This is a genomic window from Agrobacterium rosae (assembly GCF_002915175.1).
Classification (GTDB): domain Bacteria; phylum Pseudomonadota; class Alphaproteobacteria; order Rhizobiales; family Rhizobiaceae; genus Agrobacterium; species Agrobacterium rosae.
The window spans coordinates 153,969-176,295 of the sequence record NZ_NXEJ01000009.1; the positions used below are offsets into that span (position 1 = coordinate 153,969).

Below are 22,327 nucleotides of genomic sequence, written 5' to 3' on the forward strand. Positions count from 1 at the left end.
AGGGGGGGGGGGGAAGCCACACCCACCACCGTCCAATGCGCTCTTGCCCTCATACTTCAAACCATGTCATTTTCCCGCAATACCAGCAGGAGACATCACATTGCTCAGACGCTCTTTTTTCATCGCCATTGCCGCGACGCTTATTTCGCCTGTCATTTCATTTACCGCCGACCTGCCGGACCTCAAGGGCAAGACGGTTGTCGTCGTTACTGAAAATGCCTATCCGCCGCTGCAATTCGTTGATCCGAAATCCGGCAGCGCCATCGGCTGGGAATATGATGCGATGGGCGAGATTGCCAAGCGGTTGAATTTCAGGGTCGAGTATCAGAACATATCCTGGGATGCGATGATCCAGGCGGTGTCGGACGGGCAGTACGACATCGGCATGACCGGCATCAGCATCAAGGAGGAGCGCAAGGAGAAGGTGGATTTCTCCAATCCCTATATGCGCTCGGAAATGTTCATGCTGGTGCGGGCCGACGAGACGCGCTTTACCGACGCCAAGAGCTTTGCCGCCTTCGACAAGGGGCTGGTGGGTGCGCAGGCGGGCACGACGCCGTTTTATACCGTTGTCTACGACGTGCTTGATGGAAACGAGCAGAACCCGCGGGTCAAGCTGATGGAAACCTTTGGAGCGACCGTGCAGGCGCTGAAGACCGGCGATGTAGATCTGGTGCTGACCGATGGCGTTGCGGGCAAGGGTTATGTCGATGCGTCCGGCGGTGCGCTGAAGTTGATCGGTGGTCCTCTGGGTGGCGATGATTTCGGTTTTATCTTCAAGAAGGGGTCCGATCTGGTGGCACCTGTAAATGCGGCGATTGCGGCGCTGAAAGCAGATGGCACCTTTGCCGCGCTCGATAAGAAGTGGTTTCTGGACTACAAACTTGGCCAGTAAGCCTTTGCAAAGCAATAACCGAAAGACAGCGGCTTGAGCCCTCGGCGCAAATCCACCACGGCTGATGATTTTCCGTGGTGGCTGGTGGCGCTTGTGGGCATAGGGCTGGTGCTGGCCGTCGTGATTGCGGTCAACGGCATCTATGCGCAGGTGTTTTCCACCGTCATCACGGGCATCGGCATGACGGTATCAGTGACGCTGGTGGCGTTTGCGCTGGCCTCGCTGTGGGGGCTGGTGATTGCCATCATCGGTATGTCGGATACGCTCGTCCTGCGACAGATGTCTCGCTTCTATATCGAAACGGTGCGCGGCATTCCCGTTCTCGTCGTGCTGTTCTACATCGCCTTCGTCGGCGCGCCCGCCGTCGTCAGCCTATTCAACTGGATGATCACACCACTCATTCAGGCCGGATGGGTGGAGGCGATGCTGGTGCGGGATTTTTCGCTGACATGGCGGGCCATTCTGGCGCTGACCATCTGCTACGCTGCCTTTATCGCGGAAATTTTCCGCGCAGGTATCGAGGCGGTGGATGAAGGGCAGATCGAGGCGGCCAAGGCGTTGGGGCTCAACCGTTACCAGCGCTTCCGACTGGTAATTTTTCCGCAGGCGATCCGCACGATCTTTCCGCCGCTGTCGAACGATTTCGTCTCGATGGTCAAGGACAGTTCGCTGGTGTCAGTGCTGGGGGTGATGGATATTACCCAATTGGGCAAGGTCTACGCGGCGGGGTCGTTCCGGTTTTTCGAAACCTATTCCATCGTCGCCTATATCTACCTCATCCTGACGCTGGGGCTTTCGCTGGTGTTGCGGCGCGTGGAAAAATCCCTGCGCCGCAGTCCGCGCGGGTAGGTTTTTACTCGCCCTTGAGCGCTGAGTCCCAATGTTCGTCCGCTTTGCCATCCACGAAGCGCCATGTGTCGAACCATGTCGTCGTGTAGGTCTTGGCAGGGTCTTTCGGGTCCTTGACCTCATGCACGAAACCGACGGTGACGAGATCGCCTTCTGCCGTGACGAAGGCGACGGGGGAGCTGATTTTATCAGGGATCGGCTTTTTCGGGACTTTCAGCACTTCGGTAAAGAATTTGATGACGCCATCGCGGCCCGATGCGGCATTGGGATTGTGCTGGATATAACGCTCGGTCAGATATTGATCCGCTTTGTCCCAGTGGCCCGCTTCCAGAAGATCGCGGATGATCTTGTAGGTCACCTGCTTGTTGGCGTTGAGCTTCGGGTCGGGGCTGGTGAACAAGGCTTCGGCATCGGGTGCCTTGACAACGGCTTCCTGGGCGTGGGCTGGCAGGGTAGCAAGCGAGAATGCTAGCAGAGCAAGGGCGCAGCCAAGTGCGATGTTTCTGATGAGGTGGATCATGATGTTCTCTTAGAGGGCGCGGCGGTGGATGCGCGGACCATAGGACGTGCAGAACGGTGCCGAAAGGAGGCAGTTTTTCCGCCGCTGGTAACGTGCAGGGAACCAGCGGCGGAAAGATGGGTCAGGCGCGGACGTCGGCCTGCTTGTTTGCCTGCGCCGCAATCATGCGACCGGCGATGATGACGAGGACACCGGCCACCGCCAGGCAGGCGGAGAGGAAGAACATCGGGGCGATGGTGCTGCCCGTTTCGTCCTTGATCCACGGCACGACGTTCTGGGCGACGAAACCACCGAGATTGCCGACCGAGTTGATGGCGGCAAGACCGGCTGCTGCACCGGCACCCCTCAGGAAGCGGCCCGGCAGGCTCCAGAACACGGGCTGGCCCGCGAAGATGCCTGCGGCTGCAACGCAGAGGAAAGCGAATTGCAGGACCGGCGTGGTCACAAGTGCCGACATCAACAGGCAGAACGCGCCGACGAAAGCGGGGCCAACGATATAGGGGATTTTGCTTTCCGACCGGTCCGCTGCTGCCGGAACGACGTACAGCGCAATGGCAACGCCGATCCATGGGATGATGTTGATGAAGCCATTGGTGGTGTTGGACACGCCAAAGCTCTTGACGATGGTCGGCAGCCAGTAGCTGAGGCCATAAGCCGCCAGCGGGAAGCCGACGAAGCACAGCGACATGAACAGCACCTGCTTGTTGATCAGTGCCCGGAAGCCATTTTCGGCATGTTCTTCCATGTTGGAGTTTTCCGAGGCGATCTTCTTGTTCAGCCAGTCCTTCTCATCTTGGGTCAGGAACTTTGCCTTCTCAGGCGTATCGTCCAGATAGAAGATGGTGAAAATACCGGCGATGACGGCGGGAACGCCAGTGGCGAGGAACACCCACTCCCAGCCCGCCAGACCCATGAGGCCATCGAGATCCAGCAACATGCCGCCCAGCGGTGCGCCTATGGCGTTGGCGAGTGCGCTGAAGATCATGAACAGGCCGACCATGCGACCGCGATAATCACGCGGGAACCAGATGGTCAGGAGATAGAGAACGCCGGGGAAGAAGCCGGCTTCACAGGCACCCAGCAGAAAGCGCAGAATATAGAACATCGTCTGGCTGCTGGTGAAGGCCAGCGCGATCGTCACCAGACCCCAGGAGATGATGATGCGGGCAAACCAGCGGCTGGCACCGAAGCGGGTCAGCAGCAGGTTGCTGGGCACTTCGAAGATGAAATAGCCAATGAAGAACAGCGATGCGCCCAGGCCGTAGGCATATTCGCTCAAACCGAGATCGCCGACCATTTGCAGCTTGGCATAGCTGACATTCTGCCGGTCGATATAAGCGATGAGGTATAGAAGCCCCAGAAATGGCATGAGCCGCCATGTGATTTTTGAAATAAGTGCCTTTTCAGATACCAAAACGTATCCTCCCTCTCCTGCAGAAAATGCAGTTATGCCCTGATCATTGCACTCCCCTTCACGGCGGCGTTATTGCGTCGTGATGTGGTTGTGGCAGAGCGTAACGCATGAAACGGCCATTATATCCCTCGGCTGAAAACTTATAGCGATGTTCGGCAGGTTCGTTTCGCTCCAAAAGGCAATATTGCCGTGGAAAAGCCGATCTGCTATGAGAGAGGCATGGGATCGAAATTCGGATGTCTCGCGCAAAACATTTTCGTGCTGCAGGACCACAAGCGTCTGCCGGCACGGTTTTTTGCGCGCATTTCCGGTGCGTTCAGCGGCCGACTTACGTTCGCCTGATAGCTCTTTTAAAGAGACTGTCAGTTTTGCTGCGAACCCAATTTCCTTATTCAAGATACAATGGATAAAGCCATGAGCGCACCTCGCACCCTCTATGATAAAATCTGGGATGATCACGTCGTTAATCGCGACCCGGATGGAACCTGTCTTCTCTACATCGACCGGCACCTCGTGCATGAGGTGACGAGCCCGCAGGCTTTCGAGGGTCTGCGCCTGGCCGGTCGTCCCGTTCATTCCCCGACCCGAACGCTGGCGGTGGTCGACCACAATGTTCCCACCACGGCGGATCGTCTTGAGGGTATCAAGAACGAGGAAAGCCGCATTCAGGTTGAGGCGCTGGCCCAGAACGCTGCGGAATTCGGTGTCGAATATTATTCCGAGCGCGACAAGCGCCAGGGCATCGTCCACATCGTCGGCCCGGAGCAGGGATTTACGCTGCCGGGCATGACGATCGTATGTGGTGACAGCCATACGTCGACGCACGGTGCCTTCGGCGCTTTGGCGCATGGTATCGGCACGTCAGAGGTCGAGCACGTTCTGGCGACGCAGACGCTGATCCAGAAAAAGGCCAAGAACATGCTGGTGCGTGTGGATGGCAAGGTGCCGGACGGCGTGACGGCCAAGGACATCATCCTTGCCATCATCGGCGAAATCGGCACGGCGGGTGGTACCGGCCACGTCATCGAGTTCGCTGGCGAGGCGATCCGGTCGCTATCCATGGAAGGCCGCATGACGGTCTGCAACATGACTATCGAAGGTGGCGCGCGTGCCGGTCTGGTCGCACCAGACGAGACGACATTCGATTACATCAAGGACAAGCCACGTTCGCCCAAGGGTGAAGTGCTGGAGCAGGCCATTACCTATTGGAAGACCCTGAAGTCCGACGAGGGCGCGCATTACGACAAGGTGGTCGTGCTGAACGCCGCCAACCTGCCGCCCATCGTTTCCTGGGGCTCATCCCCGGAAGACGTCGTATCCGTGCAGGGCGAAGTGCCTGATCCGGCAACGATCGAGGATGAGAACAAGCGCAACTCCAAGCAGCGCGCTCTGGAATATATGGACCTGACGCCGGGTACGAAGATGACGGATATCGCCATCGACCGCGTCTTCATCGGTTCCTGCACCAATGGCCGTATCGAGGATTTGCGGGCTGCCGCGAAGGTTGTCGAGGGACGCAAGGTTGCGCCGACCGTATCCGCCATGATCGTTCCGGGTTCTGGCCTCGTGAAAGAGCAGGCTGAACAGGAAGGTCTGGACAAGATTTTCCTCGATGCGGGCTTCGAGTGGCGCGAGCCGGGCTGCTCCATGTGCCTTGCGATGAATGATGACCGCCTTGCCCCCGGCGAGCGCTGTGCGTCCACCTCCAACCGCAACTTCGAGGGACGCCAGGGCTACAAGAGCCGCACGCACCTCGTTTCGCCCGCCATGGCGGCGGCGGCGGCGGTGGCTGGTCACTTCGTGGATATTCGTGAGTGGAAGTGAGGTTGTGACCGAGGCCGGGAACAGTGACTGTTCTCGGCCTTGTGCTACAAAACCTCTATTTTTCTGCCCTTCCGCAGAAACGGCAAGATGCGGCGCATATCCCGAGGGTGCAGCGCTACGCATCCGGCGGTTGGCTCATAGCCGGGGCGAATCATGTGCATGAAAATGGCAGAGCCCAGATTGCGGCGGCGTGATGTGATGTTCCAGTCCAGCACGAGACAGACATCGTAAAGACCATCCTGCCGCTGCAGTTCTTCGTGGCTTGGCTTGAAGGGCGCTTTGGTAAGGCGATTGTAATTTGGGTCCGTGGGCGCGTCGCACCACAGCATATTGAAGCGTGTGCGATACATCGCCAGCGGTGTTTTCAAGGCACCAGTCCTTTCGCCGCGCTGAAAACCATATAGGATCGGCATGCTGGTGATCGGGGTTTTTCCGTCGCCCTCTCGCTTGAAGGCCGTGCGTCCATTGCGACCAATCGCGGCCTGAAATGCCAGGTGGCCAAGCTGGACGATAGCACGGCTTTTATGGCGCGGTGCGGCGCGAACGATGAGTTTTGCAGGCGGTTTTGGCTGATTTTGTGTGTTCTTGAGCATCGTTCTCACGAGATTTTGCTTTGCAGGTGAGCCAACGTGACCTCATAGCTCCGCCTATTCTGATGACGAAGGGTTGACGTAGCGGCCGCAAACCGCTGAATTGGCTCACTAAAGCGAAAGGCATGTCATTCCTGCAAAATGAGCAATCAGTTTTGCGCGGCATGTTTTACTATATAATGAAAGGCTGAGATATCCCATGACGGCCCGTACACTTCTCCTTGTGGATGACGATGACGACCTTCGCGAGACACTTGCCGAGCAATTGTCTCCCTATGAGGAGTTTAATCTTCTCACCGGTGCCAACGCCAATCACGCGATACAGACAGCGAAATCCACGCAGGTCGATCTGCTGATCATGGATGTCGGTCTACCTGATATGGATGGGCGCGAGGCCGTGAAGCTGATGCGCAAAAACGGCTTCAAAGCCCCCATCATCATGCTGACCGGCCATGATACGGATTCCGATACGATTCTTGGTCTGGAAGCCGGTGCCAACGATTATGTAACGAAGCCGTTCCGCTTTGCCGTGCTTCTGGCGCGCGTCCGTGCGCAGCTTCGCCAGTATGAACAGAGCGAAGACGCGGTGTTTACCGTTGGTCCGTACCAGTTCAAACCGAGCCAGAAGCTGCTGACCACCGAAGACGGCAAGAAAATCCGCCTGACGGAAAAGGAAGCAGCGATCATCCGCTATCTTTACCGCGCTGGCAGCGCTGTTGTGACGCGCGATGTGCTGCTGGAAGAGGTCTGGGGCTATAATTCCGGCGTGACGACTCACACGCTCGAAACTCACGTCTACCGTTTGCGCCAGAAAATCGAGCGTGACCCGTCGAATGCCGAGCTTCTGGTGACGGAGAATGGTGGCTACAAGATTGTGCCGTAAGCACAATTCTGGCGGCGCGGGCTTGTCATGACCGCGCCGTTGTTCGAAAACCGATCATTCCTTAGGCTCCCGGGGCTTCGAACCAGATGGCACTGAACGACGATATCCAGCTCTTGGCGCAGGTTCCTCTATTTCAGGGGTTGAGCGACGACCAGTTGCGCCTGATCGCCTTCGGTGCCGAGCGCCGCAAGATTGCGCAGGGGCAGGCACTGTTTCGGGAGCATTCGCCGTCTGAGTGCGCTTTCGTGATCGCACGTGGCGGCTTTCATCTCTATAGCACCGGGCGCAGCGGCAAAGCCGAGCTTCAGGCAACGCCGACGGCAGGCACGATGCTGTCCGAACTAGCGCTTTTTACGCTGTGCGAGCGCAAATATACAGCAGTGGCGTCGGAGGATTCTGAGGCCATCCGCATCACCCGCATCCTCTTCCATCGCATGATCGAAGAGTTTCCCAATGTCGCGGATGTTGTCATGACGCGGATCAGAGACAATATCGCAGCGCTTTCAGCAGGAGCGACGGCGCTTCAGGGGCGGTTTTCTTAGGGTCACCGCCTGAAAATTTGAATTGACCAACTTATCTTTTCATGTGTATTTATACACATGAAAAGCAGTGACGTTATATCTGCGCTTAAAAAGGCTGGCTGGTTTGATGTGGCAACTAAGGGGAGCCACGTTCAGTTCAAACATGCTGTATTGCCTGGTCGCGTGACGGTTCCGCATCCTAAGCGAGATTTACCGGTAGGCACACTGAAAAGCATCGAAAAACAATCTGGTTTGAAACTGCGGTGATGATCATGCGTAACTATATTGGACTGATCCACAAGGATGCCGATAGCGACTTCGGTGTTTCCTTTCCCGACTTTGCTGGCGTCATAACCGCTGGCTGTGATCTTGATGACGCACGGAGCATGGCTGAAGAAGCGCTCGCGCTTCATGTCGAAGGCATGATGGAAGATGGGGAGGTGATTCCTGAGCCATCCAGCCTCGATACCATCATGGGGGATCCCGAAAACAGGGACGCTGTTGCAATCCTTGTTTCGCTCAGGACCGAAAGTAAGAAGGCCGTTCGTCTGAATATCACCCTTCCGGAAGATGTCCTCAAGGACATCGACGCTTATGCGCAAGCGCACGGGCTAACGCGTTCAGGCTTTCTTGCGCGAGCGGCAAAGCATGAAATCTCTGCTGCTGCGCCTTAGAGCTAAACCTCAAAACTTGAAATGCGCGGTAACAGGAACGTGGTCGGATGGGCGGTTCCAGCCGCGGGCTTCGCGGAGGATTTCGATGCGGTCGAGCGAGGGGCCGAGGTCTTGCGAGGACCAGATGTGGTCGAGGCGGCGGCCGCGATTGGCGGCTTCCCAGTCCTTGGCGCGGTAGCTCCACCAAGTGTAGATTTTTTCGGTCTCGGGCACGTTGAGGCGCATCAGGTCCAGCCAGTTACCCTTTTTCATGATCTCCAGCATGCCGTCCGTCTCGACGGGTGTGTGGCTGACGATTTTCAGTAGTTGCTTGTGCGACCAGACGTCGTTTTCGAGCGGCGCGATGTTGAGGTCACCGACGAGGATGGAAGACGTGCCGGGAACGCCATCGGCGCTCAGTGCCTTCATTTCCTCGATAAAATCCAGTTTATGGCCGAATTTCGGGTTGATCGAGCGATCCGGTTCGTCACCACCTGCGGGAACGTAGAAATTGTGCAGGCGAATTTTGCGCGAACCGACTTGGATGATGCCGGAGATGTGGCGTGCATCGCCAATTCCGCAGTAATCCTGGCGGTGGTCTTCGGTCAAAGGCAGTTTCGAGGCGATGGCCACGCCGTGATAGCCCTTCTGACCGTGGATAATGATGTGTTCGTAACCCAGTGCCTTCAAAGGCTTCAGCGGAAACTCGCCATTGGGGCATTTCGTTTCCTGAAGGCAGAGGACATCAGGCTTGTAACGCACGAGAAACTGCTCGACCAGCGGCATGCGCAGCCGCACCGAGTTGATGTTCCAGGTGGTTACTGAAAAAGTCATGCCTGCGCTCCGTTCGTCCTTCGGGTAAAGGTGGAGGCAGGCTTATTACATCAGGCCGAAAACGGAAATCCTTTTCTCAGCCGCGTCCACGGACTTCCTCGTAATTGATGGCGAAGACCTTATCGTCCAGCGCGACGCCGGTCTGAACGTTAAAGATCATGACCGTCGTGTCCTTGTTCTGGGCATCCGTTGTGGTCCACTGGCGCAGATCGAAGGTTTTTGGATCGAACATCAGCGTGATGGTCGAATCGCCAAAGACGCTCTTGTCGCCAAGAACGATGGTCGTCAGATCCGACTCCTGTTTGACGTCGCGGACCTTCTGGTTTCCCAGATCGATCTTGTCGGAGAGAAGCAGGCTGAGCGGGGTCTTGGACAGGGGATAGAGGTCCCACGTCTTGAGCTTATTGTTGCCGATGACGACATTTCTGCCATCGGAAATGACCCGCATGGGCGATGGGTCTTCGTAATTGAAGCGAAGTTTACCGGGGCGGGCAATATAGAATTTGCCGCCCGTCTGTTCGCCGCGGGGCCCGAATTGCACGAATTCGCCCATCATTGTTTTGACGGAAGAGAAGTGGTTGGCAATTTTCTGGGCGGTCGCATCGGCTTGCGCAAAGGCTGTCAACGGCTGGAGAGCCGCCAGCGCTGCCGTCGCAGAAAACAGGGTCATCACACCACGGCGCGTCATATTGCCGTCCAGGCCACGGGACTGCGCGGAAACGACCGGAATATTCTTCTTCATTCTTTTCTCCTTCATCGCATTCCATATGCCGAAAAAACGCGGCGGCTTCATGACATAGACAGTTTGCTATAACGCCGGAACCACGCCTTGGTTGCTGATATTTCCGTGAGGGGGCACGGTATTCAGCCACCGTTCCGTTGTTGAGCGCTGTTCGCCGTTTCTTGATCAGTCCTGTTCGGTCGGAACCAGAATCTCGCGTTTGCCCGCATGGTTGGCGGGACCGATGATGCCTTCCTGCTCCATGCGCTCGATGAGCGAGGCGGCGCGGTTGTAACCGATGCCGAGGCGGCGCTGGACATAGGATGTCGATGCCTTGCCATCCCGCAACACAACGGCGACAGCCTGATCATAAGGGTCTTCCGAATCGGCCATATTGCTCGTGCCTGCCGGACCTGCGCCTTCTTCTTCGTCATCGTCTTCGGTGACGGCTTCGAGATAATCCGGCGAGCCTTGCGTCTTCAGATAAGACACGATCTCTTCGACCTCGTTATCGGCAACGAAGGGACCGTGAACGCGCTGGATACGACCGCCACCGGCCATATAGAGCATGTCGCCCATGCCCAGCAGCTGCTCTCCACCTTGCTCGCCCAAGATGGTGCGGCTGTCGATCTTGGAGGTGACCTGGAAGGAAATACGCGTCGGGAAGTTGGCCTTGATGGTGCCGGTGATGACGTCCACGGACGGGCGCTGCGTGGCCATGATGACGTGGATGCCGGCGGCACGTGCCATCTGTGCCAGACGCTGCACGGCACCTTCGATGTCTTTCCCGGCGACCATCATCAGGTCGGCCATTTCATCGATGATGACGACAATGTAGGGCAGGGGCTTCAGATCGAATTCTTCGGTCTCATACATCGCCTCGCCGGTCTGGCGGTCGAAACCGGTCTGCACGGTGCGGGTCAGTACCTCGCCCTTGTCGAGCGCCTGTTGTACGCGAGTGTTGAAGCCATCGATGTTGCGCACACCGATCTTCGACATCTTCTTGTAGCGCTCTTCCATCTCGCGCACGGTCCATTTCAGCGCGACGACGGCCTTCTTGGGATCGGTGACGACAGGGGAGAGCAGGTGCGGAATGCCGTCATAGACGGAGAGTTCCAGCATTTTCGGGTCGATCATGATCAGGCGGCACTGTTCCGGCGTCATGCGATAGAGCAGCGACAGGATCATGGTGTTGATCGCCACCGATTTACCCGAACCCGTCGTACCCGCGACCAGTAGATGCGGCATCTTGGCCAGATCGGCGATGACGGCTTCGCCGCCAATGGTCTTGCCGAGTGCCATGGGAAGCTTGGCTTTGTTGTTTTCGAAATCCCGCGACGCCACGAGTTCGCGCAGATAGACGGTTTCGCGTACCTTGTTTGGCAGTTCGATGCCGATGGCATTGCGGCCGGGCACGACGGCGACGCGGGCTGCAATCGCGCTCATGGAGCGGGCGATATCGTCGGCAAGGCCGATGACTCGCGACGACTTGATGCCCGGTGCCGGTTCGAGCTCGTACATGGTCACGACAGGGCCAGGGCGGACATGAATGATCTCGCCCTTGACGCCGAAATCTTCCAACACGCCTTCCAGCCTGCGGGCATTCTGTTCGAGAACATCTGCGTTCAACGTGCTGTCGCGCACGACGCTTTTGGGCTCGGCGAGAAGGTGGACGGAAGGAAGCTGGAAACCGTCTCTGGCGATGAAAGATGGCTGCGCATCGCGGGCAAGGCGTTCACTGGGCTTGGGACGCGCCGATGGCGGGGTGATGCGGGTCTGGCCTGCGGGTGGGCGGGCGGAAAACTGGGTGTCACCGGAGAGGACACCAGCGGGCAGGCTGTCGTCGTCGTCTTCGTCACCCATCGAAATTGGTGGCGGGGACACGTCGATGCGGGCGCGGGCTTCAGCGCGTTCCTCAAAGGATGGATCGGCGCGGTCGAGCCTGTTGATGGCCGTCTTCAGACGCGATGGCTCATTCAACGTGCCGAACTCGTAGTCGTTGAAGTCGTAGGGCTGCTCGAATTCATTGCGCATCGACTTCGGCTTCACGCCGAACAGACGGCGGAAACGGGCCTGGGTGATGTACCAATAGTGGGCGATTGCGCCGAAGGCGAGCAGGTTGGCGAAAAAGCCGTCGCCATCCTCTTCTTCCTCGTCCAGTTCCTCGACCTTGCGGGCCTTGCTGGTTGCGGACGCCTTGGGAACGAAAACCTCGTCGGCATCGTCAGGCGCGCCAAGCAGGCCGGAAGCAAACAGCATGAGCCAGGCTGCGGGAAGGGCGAAAATGACGCCGAGAACGGTGGCGAAGGTACCGGTGGGGTAAGCGCCAATGAACAGGGCCGGAAAGCGCAGGATCATATCGCCGATGACGCCGCCGATGCCATTGGGGAGCGGCCACGTCAAAGGAGCTGGAAAACAGCCGAGAGAGGCCGACGCGATGAAAGCGCCGCTGATCCACGCGACGAGGCGGGCGGGAATGCGGTTGAAATTTCGGCCAGAAATCAGCGCGAATGCCCATGCGAGGATAGGTAGCATGGCGATCAGCGCGGACAGGCCGAGAAACTGCATCATGATATCGGCAAAGATCGCGCCGCTATGGCCGAGAAGGTTCGTGGGCTCGTTGCCGGTGGCGTAGGACAGGCTCGGGTCGGCGACGTTCCAGGTGGCCAGCGCGGTGATGCCGAGCGTCAGCACCGCCAGCACTGCAAAGCCACACAGGGCCATGATCTGGCGCACCACGAATGCCGTCAGTACGAAGCGGTTATCGCGACCATTGAAAGTCGGAGACGTCACTCTGTCCATATGCTGAACCTGTCGTTTTTTCGTTGCTTCCGAAGTCCGGCCACAGGTGGCGCAGACGGGATGACAGGGCAAAATAGCGGGTGGGTGGTTAATATGGCATTAACCATGCAAAATCAGGCGTAACCAATGGCTTTTAAAACGAAAAAGCCCGGCAAAAGCCGGGCTTCCATTTGGATGATGCTTGAGCCGTGACCGGCCTGCGCATCTTTTTCTTAGGAGTGGTAAGCCGCTTCGCCGTGTGATGCGAGGTCGAGACCTTCGCGTTCGGCTTCGACTGGAACGCGCAGACCGACGATGAGATCGACCACCTTGTAGAGGATCGCAGAGCCGATACCGGTCCACAGCAGCGTCACGACGACAGCCTGTACCTGAACCAGGAACTGACCGCTCATCGTCTGTTCGCCAGCATAACCCACGCCGCCAAGCGATGCGCTTGCGAAGATGCCGGTTGCGAGAGCGCCGAAGATGCCGCCAACGCCGTGGACGCCGAAGACGTCTGCCGTGTCGTCATAGCCGAACTTGTTCTTCACGACGGAGACGAAGAAGTAGCACAAAGGCGAGACGATCGCGCCCATGACGATCGCACCCATCGGGCCGACGATACCGGCTGCCGGTGTGATGGCAACCAGACCGGCAATCATGCCGGATGCTGCACCCAGCATGGATGCTTTTCCGCGTGTGAAGCTTTCAACCAAGCACCATGACAGGATGGCCGCTGCCGTTGCAACGAATGTGTTGACGGTTGCAAGCATTGCGCCACCGGAGGCTTCGAGGTTGGAACCGGCGTTGAAGCCGAACCAGCCGACCCAGAGCATGGCTGCACCGACATAGGTCAGCGTCATGGAGTGAGGCGCCATCATGTCCTTGCCGAAGCCTGTGCGCTTGCCGACCATGATCGCGCCGATCAGACCGGCAACACCGGCGTTGATGTGAACGACCGTGCCGCCAGCGAAGTCGAGCGCGCCGAGGCCGAAGAGATAGCCCTTTGCGTCCCAGACCATGTGGGCAATCGGGAAGTAGACGAAGGTGACCCACAGAATGCAGAACAGGATGGAAGCGGAGAACTTGATGCGCTCGGCAAAGGCACCGATAATCAGCGCCGGTGTGATGGCAGCAAAGGTCATCTGGAACATCACGAAGATGTATTCCGGAATGACGACGCCCTGCGAGAAGGTCGCAGCCGTGCTGTCCTTGGTAACGCCGGAGAGGAACATCTTGGCAAAGCCGCCGAAGAACGGGCTTTCAGAACCGCCAAAGGCGAAGGAATAACCGTAGACGACCCAGATGATCATGACCGACGCGGCGATGACCGTGCACTGCATCAGGACGGACAGCATGTTCTTGGAGCGAACGAGGCCGCCGTAAAACAGGCCAAGACCTGGAACGGCCATGAACAGAACGAGGATGGTGGAAAGGAACATAAAGGCGGTGTCGCCCTTATCAGGAACGGCTGCGGCGGCAGTCGCAACCGGGGCTGCGGCGTCTTGCGCAAACGCAAAGGCGGGGGCGAGAAGAGCCGCCGCGCCGGCACCGAGGCGGCCGAGTGTTGAAATTTTGTTGAATTGCATGGTTTGAAAACTCCCCTGTCAGCCGAGCTTAAAGCGCTTCTGTGTTGGTTTCGCCGGTACGGATGCGCACGGCCTGTTCAATCGAGTAGACGAAAATCTTGCCGTCGCCGATCTGTCCCGTCTTGGCGGAGGACGCGATGGCCTCTACAGCCTTCTCCACGAGATCGGAGGCAACAGCGATTTCAATCTTCAACTTGGGAAGAAAGCTGACCGCGTATTCGGTGCCGCGATAAATTTCGGTGTGTCCCTTCTGGCGACCGTAACCCTTGACCTCGGTCACGGTCAGGCCCTGAATGCCGACAGCGGTAAGTGCTTCGCGCACTTCGTCCAGCTTGAACGGCTTGATAATGGCCATCACAATTTTCATCTGGTTTCCCATCCTTTGTTTGTCCTCGGCATGGAGCCGACCCTCCTGCCGCTGATCGATCAACAACCGCGACTGGTCTCGTACATTCAAGGCGTGTGCCAGTTTGAAGGTGATTTTATAAGTTACTGAAAAATATGGGTTATAATAAATAAGTCTGTAAAATAGGCACGGTTTTGCGCCATTCATGCAAAATTAATATGCGAAATTCTAAAATTGCATAATAATTAATCATTTGCCATTTTGCGGATCAGGCCTTCCTGGGCCATGGACGCAACCAGAACACCGTCGCGGGTAAAAAGACTGCCCCGTGTCAATCCACGTGCACCTGAAGCACTGGGGCTATCCTGACTATAGAGCAGCCAGTCGTCCAGCTTGCAGGGACGGTGGAACCACATGGCGTGGTCGAGGCTTGCGGCCTGAACGGCGGGGTCGAAGATCGTCGTGCCATGGGCGTAGAGCGATGTATCGAGCAGCGTCATGTCGGAAAGATAGGCCAGAACAGCCGCCTGATAGTGCCTGTCATCGGGGACGTCACCCACGGCTCTGACCCAGATGTTCTGATGCGGATCGAGCTTTTCCTTCGAGATGTAATGCGTCAACGACACCGGCCTGATCTCGATCGGGCGCTTGTTTTCCCAGTATTTTCGGATGGCGGGCGGAGCCTTGGCGAGAAAAGCATCGCGCATCTGTTCTTCGCTCATCAACTGTTCCGGCTGTGGAACGTTGGGGATCGTGGCCTGATGGTCGAAGCCACCCTCATCGATCTGGAAAGAAGCCGACATGGAAAAGATCGCATGACCATGCTGGATGGCGACGATGCGCCGTGTGTTGAAGCTGGCTCCATCACGAATGCGGTCGACCTGATAGATGATCGGCACCAGGGGGTCGCCTGGGCGCATGAAATAGGCATGCAGGGAGTGGACGAAACGGTTGTCAGCCACGGTGCGCTGTGCCGCCATCAGCGCCTGGGCGATGACCTGGCCGCCGAAAACACGTTGCCAACCAACCTGCGGGCTGGTGCCGCGAAACAGATTTTCCTCGAGCTTTTCGAGATCGAGCGTGGAAATCAGTTTTTCCAGTGGCGCTGTATTTTCGAAAGGGCGCGACATTTTCGACATGCTCCGGCTGTAGGAAGACCTTTGGTGATGGTCTATAGTGCGGCTGTGAGATTCACAAGAATGCGGGAGAAGTCATGATGTTGGATGTGGTTGTTGCAGGCGGCGGATATGTCGGACTTGGCGTTGCTGTTGCCATCAAGCAGGGCGCGCCACATCTGAATGTCGAGGTCATCGAGGCGGCTCCTGAAGATGTCTGGAAGAAGGACATGCGGGCGTCCGCCATCATCGCGGCGGCATCGCGGATGCTGGATGTTTTCGGCATCTGGGATGAATTGTTGCCGGAAGCACAGCCGATCAACAGGATGATCGTGACGGATTCCAAGACCTCCGACCCGGTCCGCCCGGTTTTCCTGACCTTCGATGGCGACGTGGCCGACGGCCAGCCTTTTGCGCATATGGTGCCCAATGTCGCCATGGTGGGTGCGTTGCGCGGGCTGTGCGAACGGCTGGGCGTGACCATCCGCCATGGCCTGAGCGTTTCCGGCTTCGAGGCCGGGCCACGCAGCAATCTTATTACGCTGTCTGACGGCTCCACATTTGAAACCCGGCTGCTGGTGGCCTGCGATGGTGTCCGCTCGGCGCTTCGCGATATGGCCGGCATCAAGACGGTGCATTGGGCCTATGATCAGTCCGGCATCGTCACAACAGTGGAACACGAGCGTCCGCATAATGGCTGCGCCGAAGAGCACTTCCTGCCATCCGGGCCTTTTGCCATTCTGCCGCTCAAGGGCAATCGCTCGTCGCTGGTGTGGACGGAACGCACTGCTGACGCCGATCAACTGGTGGCAGCCGATGATCTGGTCTTCGAGGAAGAGCTGGAACGCCGCTTCGGCCATAAGCTCGGTACGATCAGGCCGGTCGGTCCACGGCGGGCATTTCCGCTGGGTCTGACGCTGGCCCGCGCCTTCGTGGCACCGCGCCTGGCACTTGCGGGTGATGCGGCACACGGTATTCACCCGATTTCGGGTCAGGGCCTCAATCTCGGCTTCAAGGATGTCGCAGCACTTGCCGAAACCATTGTCGAGGCGGATCGTCTTGGCCTCGATATCGGTTCGCTGAACGTGCTGGAGCGTTATCAGTCCTGGAGGCGCTTCGACACGGTGCGCATGGGCATTACCACCGATGTGCTGAACCGACTGTTTTCCAATGATGTCGGTCCCATTCGTGTGGCGCGCGACTTTGGTTTGGGGATAGTGGACCGGATTCCGGGCCTCAAGTCCTATTTTATCGGTCAGGCCGCAGGCACCAATGACAAGGGCGGGCCGCGATTGTTGGCGGGTCAGCCGCTTTAATCCAGATGGGATGATTCAGGATTTGGTTGGCGATAACACCGACACAGGCCACATGTTGCCGTGAACAAAAGCTGAATCCGCAACTTTAGCGATTCGTCGCTGATTCGTTCGCAAGATGTTCCAGCCAATGTAATCACGGCAAAAGCCCCGTTGAAAGCGCCTTTCGCGTGCTGGCACCTTGCCTTTGACCGTCACGATTGCCATGTGTGGTGGGAAGAGGCGGACGGAACGTTTCCGAATGGTTCTAAAACAGCAGTTCAGTCGATCTTACGGATAGTACGTTGAATTCTCGCCCCATGATCTTGAGCGGCCGCGGTGTTACGGCCGTTCTTGGACCCACCAATACCGGCAAGACGCATTATGCCATCGAGCGCATGGTTGCCTATGGAAGCGGTGTCATTGGCCTGCCTTTGCGGCTGCTTGCCCGTGAAGTCTATACGCGGCTGGTGGAAAAAGTCGGCGCGCCCAATGTGGCGCTGATTACCGGCGAAGAGAAGATCACCCCGCCCAAAGCGCCCTATTCCGTCTGTACCGTTGAAGCCATGCCGCGTGAAACCACGGCGGCTTTCGTGGCCATCGATGAGGTGCAACTGGCCGGAGATCTCGAGCGCGGCCATATCTTTACCGATCGCATTCTGCATCTTCGCGGGCGTGAACAGACGCTGCTGCTGGGTGCCGCCACCATGCGGCCCATTCTGGAAAAGCTGCTGCCCGGCATCGTGATGGTGGAGCGGCCCCGGCTTTCTCAACTGTTTTATGCCGGACAGAAGAAAATCACCCGCCTGCCGCAACGCACGGCCATCGTCGCGTTTTCCGCGGACGAGGTCTATGCCATCGCCGAACTGGTGCGGCGCCAGCGGGGCGGGGCGGCCGTGGTGCTGGGTGCATTGTCTCCGCGCACCCGCAATGCGCAGGTCGGTCTCTATCAGAACGGCGATGTCGAATATCTTGTTGCGACGGATGCCATCGGCATGGGTCTCAATCTCGATGTCGACCACGTTGCCTTCGCGCAGGACCGTAAATTCGACGGCTACCAGTTCCGCAACCTGAATGCGGGTGAGATGGGGCAGATTGCCGGTCGCGCCGGTCGCCACCTTCGCGATGGCACATTTGGTGTGACGGGCCAGGTCGATCCATTCGATGACGAGTTGGTGCACCGCGTCGAATCACATCAGTTCGATTCGGTCAAAGTGCTTCAATGGCGCACGAAGAACTTCGATTATTCTTCTATCGGTAATTTGCGGGCAAGCCTCGATACGGCTCCGAGCATTCAGGGATTGACGCGCGCACTGCCGGCAATCGACCAGCAAGCGCTGGAACATCTTGCGCGTTACCCCGAGATCGTCGACATAACCACCAATGCTGCGCGCGTGGAAAAACTGTGGGAGGCCTGTGCCTTACCGGATTTTCGTCGCATCGCGCCGGCACAGCATGCCGACTTGATTTCGACGCTTTATTTCGACCTCGTGAAACATGGTGCCGTCAACGAGGATTTCATGGCCGAACAGGTGCGTCGGGCAGACCGCACCGACGGTGAGATCGATACGCTCTCTGCAAGGATTGCGCAGATCAGAACATGGACGTATGTATCAAACCGCCCAGGATGGCTTGCCGATCCGACACACTGGCAAGAAAAGACTCGGGAAATCGAAGATCGATTGTCCGATGCTTTACATGAAAGGTTGACGAAACGCTTTGTTGATCGCAGGACATCTGTGCTCATGAGGCGCCTAAGAGAGAATGCGATGCTTGAAGCTGAAATCAGTGTGAATGGTGATGTCTTTGTTGAAGGACATCATGTCGGCCAATTGGCGGGTTTCCGGTTTACACCGGTGGCCGGAGCCGAAGGCCCAGATGCCAAGGCTGTGCAAGGCGCAGCGCAGAAGGCGCTTGCGTTGGAATATGAGGCGCGTGCTGCGCGCCTGCATGCCAGTGGCAACGGCGATCTCGCGCTGAGCTCTGATGGGCTGGTCCGCTGGTTGGGTGAGCCTGTTGCTCGTCTTACGGCTGGCGACAATATCATGAAGCCGCGTGTCATCATGCTGGCCGACGAACAGTTGAGCGGCAATGCGCGTGACCACGCCATTGCCCGCATCGAGCGTTTCGTGAACCACCAGATCGCAACCGTGCTGAAGCCGTTGGACGATATTTCCCGCGCCGAAGACCTTCAGGGTCTGGCGAAGGGTCTGGCGTTCCAGCTCGTGGAAAATCTCGGCGTTCTGTTCCGTCGCGACGTGACCGAAGAGGTCAAGACGCTGGATCAGGATGCGCGCGCCTCCATGCGCCGCTACGGCATTCGTTTCGGTGCATACCACGTTTTCCTGCCTGCGCTTCTGAAGCCTGCTCCGGCAGAGCTGGTGACGCTGCTTTGGGCGTTGAAGAACGATGGTCTGGGCAAACCGGGTTACGGCGATCTCATTCCGGTTCTCGCTGCTGGCCGCACGTCTGTCGTGACCGACGCCAGCTATGAGCGCATGTTCTACAAGCTTGCGGGCTTCCGCTTCCTTGGCAAGCGCGCCGTGCGTATCGACATTCTAGAACGTCTGGCCGATCTTATCCGTCCGCTGTTGCAGTGGAAGCCGGGTACGCAGCCGCGCCCTGAAGGTGCCTATGACGGTCGTCGTTTCACCACGACCACTGCCATGCTTTCCATTCTGGGTGCGACGCTCGACGATATGGAAGAAATTCTCAAAGGTCTTGGCTACCGCGCCGATCAGGTAAGCGCCGAAGACGCTGCGACCTTCCTTGGCCAGACGACCGACGCTGTAAAGACTGAAGCACCTGCGGACGCTGCACCGTCTGAAGAGACCGCATCGCATGACGACGCTGATGCCGAGACATCTTCGGAAGACGCGTCCGCTGTGGAAGCGCCTGCCGACGTGAAGGCGGAAGACGCGCCTGTCAAGGCAACGGAAGAAGCAGCAGCACCGACTGAAGCCACTGAGACGGCGCAGGAGCCAGCCGCTGAGGCTGCACCTGCCGAGGTCAGCGAACCGAAGCCGGTTCTGCTGTGGCGTCCGGGCGGTCGTAACGACACCCAACGCAGTGATAACCGTCGTCCAGCCAACCGTGGCCAGGGTGAACGCCGCGCAGAGGGTGGCGAAGACCGCAAGGCTGCGCCGCGTGACAATGCTTCGCGTGATGGTGCACCTCGCGATGGTGATCGCAAGCGTGACGGCGACCGTAAGCGCGATGGTGGTCGTCCAGACCGCAACGGCAACAACAATCGCAATGATCGTCCCGATCGTGGCGAGCGCAAGGACAGGCCCGATCGTAACGACCGTAGCGGCAAGCCGCAGGGTCAGCAGCGTTTCGAAGCCAAGCCACCACGCAAGGAGAAGCCGATGGACCCGGATTCGCCTTTCGCCAAGCTCGCTGCTCTGAAGGACCAGCTGAAGAAGTAAGGTATGGGTGAGAAGCAACAGCCACATGATGCAGGCCGTCAGCGCCTCGACAAGTGGCTGTTCTTCGCCCGTATGGTCAAATCCCGCTCCCTTGCCCAGAGCTATATTCTATCCGGCAATGTGAGGGTCAACGGCAACGCCGTTCGCCAGTCCAGTCACTTGGTGAAGCCGGGTGACAAGCTGGAACTGTCCTTCGAGCGTTCAAGCAAAATTCTGGTGGTGCTGGCATCCGGCGAGCGGCGCGGGCCTTACGAGGAAGCCAAGCTTCTCTACGACGACCAGACCCCGCCGCCAGCACCGGGAGACCGCATGACACCGCTGGAGCAGGCGATGCGCGAGCCGGGCAGCGGGCGCCCGACGAAGAAAGAACGCCGCGCGCTCGACCGGTTTATTTCAGACAGTGGCGAAGGCTTCGAATGATAGTGGCTTTACGGCAGTCCGCCGATTGAAGACATCTGAACGGATCGGAATAATCCACTCATATAGCCTGGTCTTTCAGAAACGTTTATCCTTGCTATCTCTCAGCAAAGGCATTACCTCACTTGCAAAAATGCCCTGTCTGAATTCCGGGCGACGGCTTGTGTTTCGATAGCCCAATGACCCGGCCTGCATATTCTGGAGTCCATCATGACGTATGTCGTGACTGATAATTGCATTCGCTGTAAATATACCGACTGTGTCGAAGTATGCCCTGTCGACTGCTTCTATGAGGGCGAAAATTTTCTGGCGATCAATCCCGACGAATGCATCGATTGCGGTGTGTGCGAACCTGAGTGTCCCGCAGAGGCGATCAAGCCGGATACGGAACCAGGTCTCGACAAGTGGCTGACGCTGAATGCCGAATATGCGGCGATCTGGCCCAATATCACGATCAAGCGCGACCCGATGCCGGAAGCCAAGGAAATGGACGGCGTCAACGGCAAGCTCGATCTGTATTTTTCAGCTGAGCCTGGCAAGGGCGACTGATCCATCTTTTGTCGCATGATTTGAAAAGCCTCCCGGTTTGCGCCGTGGAGGCTTTTTTGTTTTGGCTTAGCTGCCACGCCCGGATTGCAGTGTGGTGGAGAGCAAGGTCAGCAATGCCACGCTTTCCTCCAGGCTTTGCCGCTGACGGCTTTGGAGGATGGCAGACTGTAACCGGTTCATCTCACGGGCAATCGCCGCTGGCTGCCATGTCCGCAGCGCTCTTTCGATAACGGGTTTGCGGCGGAAGTGGACACCGCGCCCCAATGTCAGCATGACCTGACCGGCCTGCAGCTTCTTGTCGTCCATTTCGGCGCGCATCTGATCCAGCAACTGAAACTGTCGCAGGCAACCTTGCAGCACCAAGAAAATTGGCGTCTTGGAAGCGATGATCTTCTGGGTGGCGTGGAAAAAGGCGTTGCGGTCGCCCTTCAGGATTGCGTCTACGGCATCATCGGCGGACACGGCGCTGGCATCTCCGATAATCGCCAACACGTCATCTTCTTCGATCACATCACGGCCACGACAGTAGAGCGCCAGCTTGCGTACCTCGTTGCGCGAGGCGATGCGGTCTCCGCCCAGCGATTCGGTCAGGCGCTGGCGGGCGGCGGGAGCGATGCGCAGATGTTCGGTCGAAAGCTCGTGGTCGATCAACGCGTTCAGCGCGCGGGCATCGTCTGCATAACAGGGAATGGCGGCAATGGTGCGCGAGGGTTCGGCGATCTTGCGAAGGCCAGTGCCTTTCTTCAGATCACCCGCTTCGATAATCAGAAAACTCGATTCGGGCGGTGTTTCCGAAAGAATTTGCAGCGCGTCCACCAGCGCCTTTTCGTTGGCGGCACCCTTGACCCAAACCAGCTTCTCACCGCCGAACAGGCCGATAGAGTTGACCTCATCCAGCAAACGGCCCGGATCGCCTTGCAGATCGGATGCCGTCAGTTTCAAGGACGCAAAGGCATCGTTGGGGTCTATGCCTGTCTTGGAAGCGATGAGAGAGGCCCGCTCGGAGACCAATCCACGATCGGGACCATAGAGAACGAATACGCGAAAACGCTCCGCCGGTTTTTCGGCGAAGCGTTCGAATTCATGGGATTTGATTTCCGTCATCA

Annotated in this window: 21 protein-coding genes; 11 read left to right on the forward strand and 10 right to left on the reverse strand. The window is 57.9% G+C overall.

Translation table 11 applies throughout. The features are described 5' to 3' along the window. The first annotated feature begins 121 nt into the window (after positions 1-121). Together CPJ18_RS20560 and CPJ18_RS20565 are read left to right on the forward strand one after the other, a co-directional pair. The gene (locus CPJ18_RS20560) at positions 122-895 is read left to right on the forward strand and encodes a transporter substrate-binding domain-containing protein (RefSeq protein WP_407026458.1); all 774 of its coding nucleotides are present in this window, start codon (positions 122-124) and stop codon (positions 893-895) included. 33 nt (positions 896-928) lie between these two features. Beyond that, a complete protein-coding gene (locus CPJ18_RS20565) occupies positions 929-1,744 on the forward strand; it encodes an amino acid ABC transporter permease (RefSeq protein ID WP_103659830.1) in 816 nt (271 codons plus the stop codon). A 4-nt stretch (positions 1,745-1,748) separates the two neighbouring features. Here CPJ18_RS20565 and CPJ18_RS20570 read toward each other — a convergent pair whose 3' ends face one another. Then, complete coding sequence (locus CPJ18_RS20570; protein ID WP_103659831.1) at positions 1,749-2,264, reverse strand: nuclear transport factor 2 family protein; 516 nt, start codon at positions 2,262-2,264, stop codon at positions 1,749-1,751. A 121-nt stretch (positions 2,265-2,385) separates the two neighbouring features. After that, the gene (locus tag CPJ18_RS20575) at positions 2,386-3,678 is read right to left on the reverse strand and encodes an MFS transporter (protein ID WP_103659832.1); all 1,293 of its coding nucleotides are present in this window, start codon (positions 3,676-3,678) and stop codon (positions 2,386-2,388) included. 414 nt (positions 3,679-4,092) lie between these two features. Between CPJ18_RS20575 and leuC the strand changes: the two genes are divergently transcribed. Then, complete coding sequence (gene leuC, locus CPJ18_RS20585; protein WP_103659945.1) at positions 4,093-5,502, forward strand: 3-isopropylmalate dehydratase large subunit; 1,410 nt, start codon at positions 4,093-4,095, stop codon at positions 5,500-5,502. A 44-nt stretch (positions 5,503-5,546) separates the two neighbouring features. Here leuC and CPJ18_RS20590 read toward each other — a convergent pair whose 3' ends face one another. Then, the gene (locus tag CPJ18_RS20590) at positions 5,547-6,095 is read right to left on the reverse strand and encodes a L,D-transpeptidase family protein (RefSeq protein WP_146258701.1); all 549 of its coding nucleotides are present in this window, start codon (positions 6,093-6,095) and stop codon (positions 5,547-5,549) included. 196 nt (positions 6,096-6,291) lie between these two features. Between CPJ18_RS20590 and CPJ18_RS20595 the strand changes: the two genes are divergently transcribed. The 4 genes from CPJ18_RS20595 to CPJ18_RS20610 all read left to right on the forward strand — a co-directional run bounded on the left by CPJ18_RS20595 (position 6,292) and on the right by CPJ18_RS20610 (position 8,170). After that, a complete protein-coding gene (locus tag CPJ18_RS20595) occupies positions 6,292-6,975 on the forward strand; it encodes a response regulator transcription factor (protein WP_067645918.1) in 684 nt (227 codons plus the stop codon). Positions 6,976-7,061: 86 nt separating this feature from the next. Then, positions 7,062-7,517 carry a cyclic nucleotide-binding domain-containing protein gene (locus CPJ18_RS20600; RefSeq protein ID WP_103659833.1) on the forward strand — a complete coding sequence of 152 codons (456 nt, stop codon included), beginning with the start codon at positions 7,062-7,064 and terminating at the stop codon, positions 7,515-7,517. A 57-nt stretch (positions 7,518-7,574) separates the two neighbouring features. Then, complete coding sequence (locus CPJ18_RS20605) at positions 7,575-7,763, forward strand: type II toxin-antitoxin system HicA family toxin (RefSeq protein ID WP_077121395.1); 189 nt, start codon at positions 7,575-7,577, stop codon at positions 7,761-7,763. A gap of 5 nt (positions 7,764-7,768) precedes the next feature. Next, on the forward strand, positions 7,769-8,170 hold the full coding sequence (locus CPJ18_RS20610) for a type II toxin-antitoxin system HicB family antitoxin (RefSeq protein WP_103587336.1): 402 nt from the start codon (positions 7,769-7,771) through the stop codon (positions 8,168-8,170). Between the two features lie 9 nt (positions 8,171-8,179). Here the strand turns inward: CPJ18_RS20610 and CPJ18_RS20615 are convergent, their stop codons facing one another. The 6 genes from CPJ18_RS20615 to tesB all read right to left on the reverse strand — a co-directional run bounded on the left by CPJ18_RS20615 (position 8,180) and on the right by tesB (position 15,550). Further along, positions 8,180-8,983 (reverse strand): exodeoxyribonuclease III, encoded by an 804-nt coding sequence (locus tag CPJ18_RS20615; RefSeq protein ID WP_077103104.1) that lies wholly within the window; start codon positions 8,981-8,983, stop codon positions 8,180-8,182. A 76-nt stretch (positions 8,984-9,059) separates the two neighbouring features. Next, positions 9,060-9,725 (reverse strand): outer membrane lipoprotein carrier protein LolA, encoded by a 666-nt coding sequence (locus CPJ18_RS20620; protein ID WP_103659947.1) that lies wholly within the window; start codon positions 9,723-9,725, stop codon positions 9,060-9,062. A 165-nt stretch (positions 9,726-9,890) separates the two neighbouring features. Next, positions 9,891-12,506 carry an FtsK/SpoIIIE family DNA translocase gene (locus CPJ18_RS20625; protein ID WP_103659834.1) on the reverse strand — a complete coding sequence of 872 codons (2,616 nt, stop codon included), beginning with the start codon at positions 12,504-12,506 and terminating at the stop codon, positions 9,891-9,893. Between the two features lie 212 nt (positions 12,507-12,718). Continuing rightward, a complete protein-coding gene (locus CPJ18_RS20630; protein WP_103659835.1) occupies positions 12,719-14,074 on the reverse strand; it encodes an ammonium transporter in 1,356 nt (451 codons plus the stop codon). A 28-nt stretch (positions 14,075-14,102) separates the two neighbouring features. Next, the gene (locus CPJ18_RS20635; RefSeq protein ID WP_045230924.1) at positions 14,103-14,453 is read right to left on the reverse strand and encodes a P-II family nitrogen regulator; all 351 of its coding nucleotides are present in this window, start codon (positions 14,451-14,453) and stop codon (positions 14,103-14,105) included. Between the two features lie 212 nt (positions 14,454-14,665). Then, positions 14,666-15,550: an acyl-CoA thioesterase II gene (tesB, locus tag CPJ18_RS20640; RefSeq protein ID WP_103659948.1), complete on the reverse strand. Its 885-nt coding sequence runs from the start codon at positions 15,548-15,550 to the stop codon at positions 14,666-14,668. A gap of 59 nt (positions 15,551-15,609) precedes the next feature. Here tesB and CPJ18_RS20645 point away from each other — a divergent pair, with 59 nt between their 5' ends. The 4 genes from CPJ18_RS20645 (at position 15,610) to fdxA (ending at position 21,221) form a co-directional block, all read left to right on the forward strand. Next, positions 15,610-16,851, forward strand: a complete 1,242-nt coding sequence (locus CPJ18_RS20645) for a ubiquinone biosynthesis hydroxylase (RefSeq protein WP_281063046.1) — start codon at positions 15,610-15,612, stop codon at positions 16,849-16,851. A gap of 296 nt (positions 16,852-17,147) precedes the next feature. After that, positions 17,148-20,255 (forward strand): helicase-related protein, encoded by a 3,108-nt coding sequence (locus CPJ18_RS20655; protein WP_103659838.1) that lies wholly within the window; start codon positions 17,148-17,150, stop codon positions 20,253-20,255. Between the two features lie 3 nt (positions 20,256-20,258). Further along, positions 20,259-20,675, forward strand: a complete 417-nt coding sequence (locus tag CPJ18_RS20660) for an RNA-binding S4 domain-containing protein (protein WP_103659839.1) — start codon at positions 20,259-20,261, stop codon at positions 20,673-20,675. 207 nt (positions 20,676-20,882) lie between these two features. Next, a complete protein-coding gene (gene fdxA, locus CPJ18_RS20665) occupies positions 20,883-21,221 on the forward strand; it encodes a ferredoxin FdxA (protein ID WP_077103158.1) in 339 nt (112 codons plus the stop codon). A 66-nt stretch (positions 21,222-21,287) separates the two neighbouring features. Here the strand turns inward: fdxA and holA are convergent, their stop codons facing one another. Next, positions 21,288-22,325, reverse strand: coding sequence for a DNA polymerase III subunit delta (holA, locus tag CPJ18_RS20670; RefSeq protein ID WP_103659840.1), 1,038 nt, complete (start codon positions 22,323-22,325; stop codon positions 21,288-21,290). Positions 22,326-22,327: the final 2 nt, after the last annotated feature.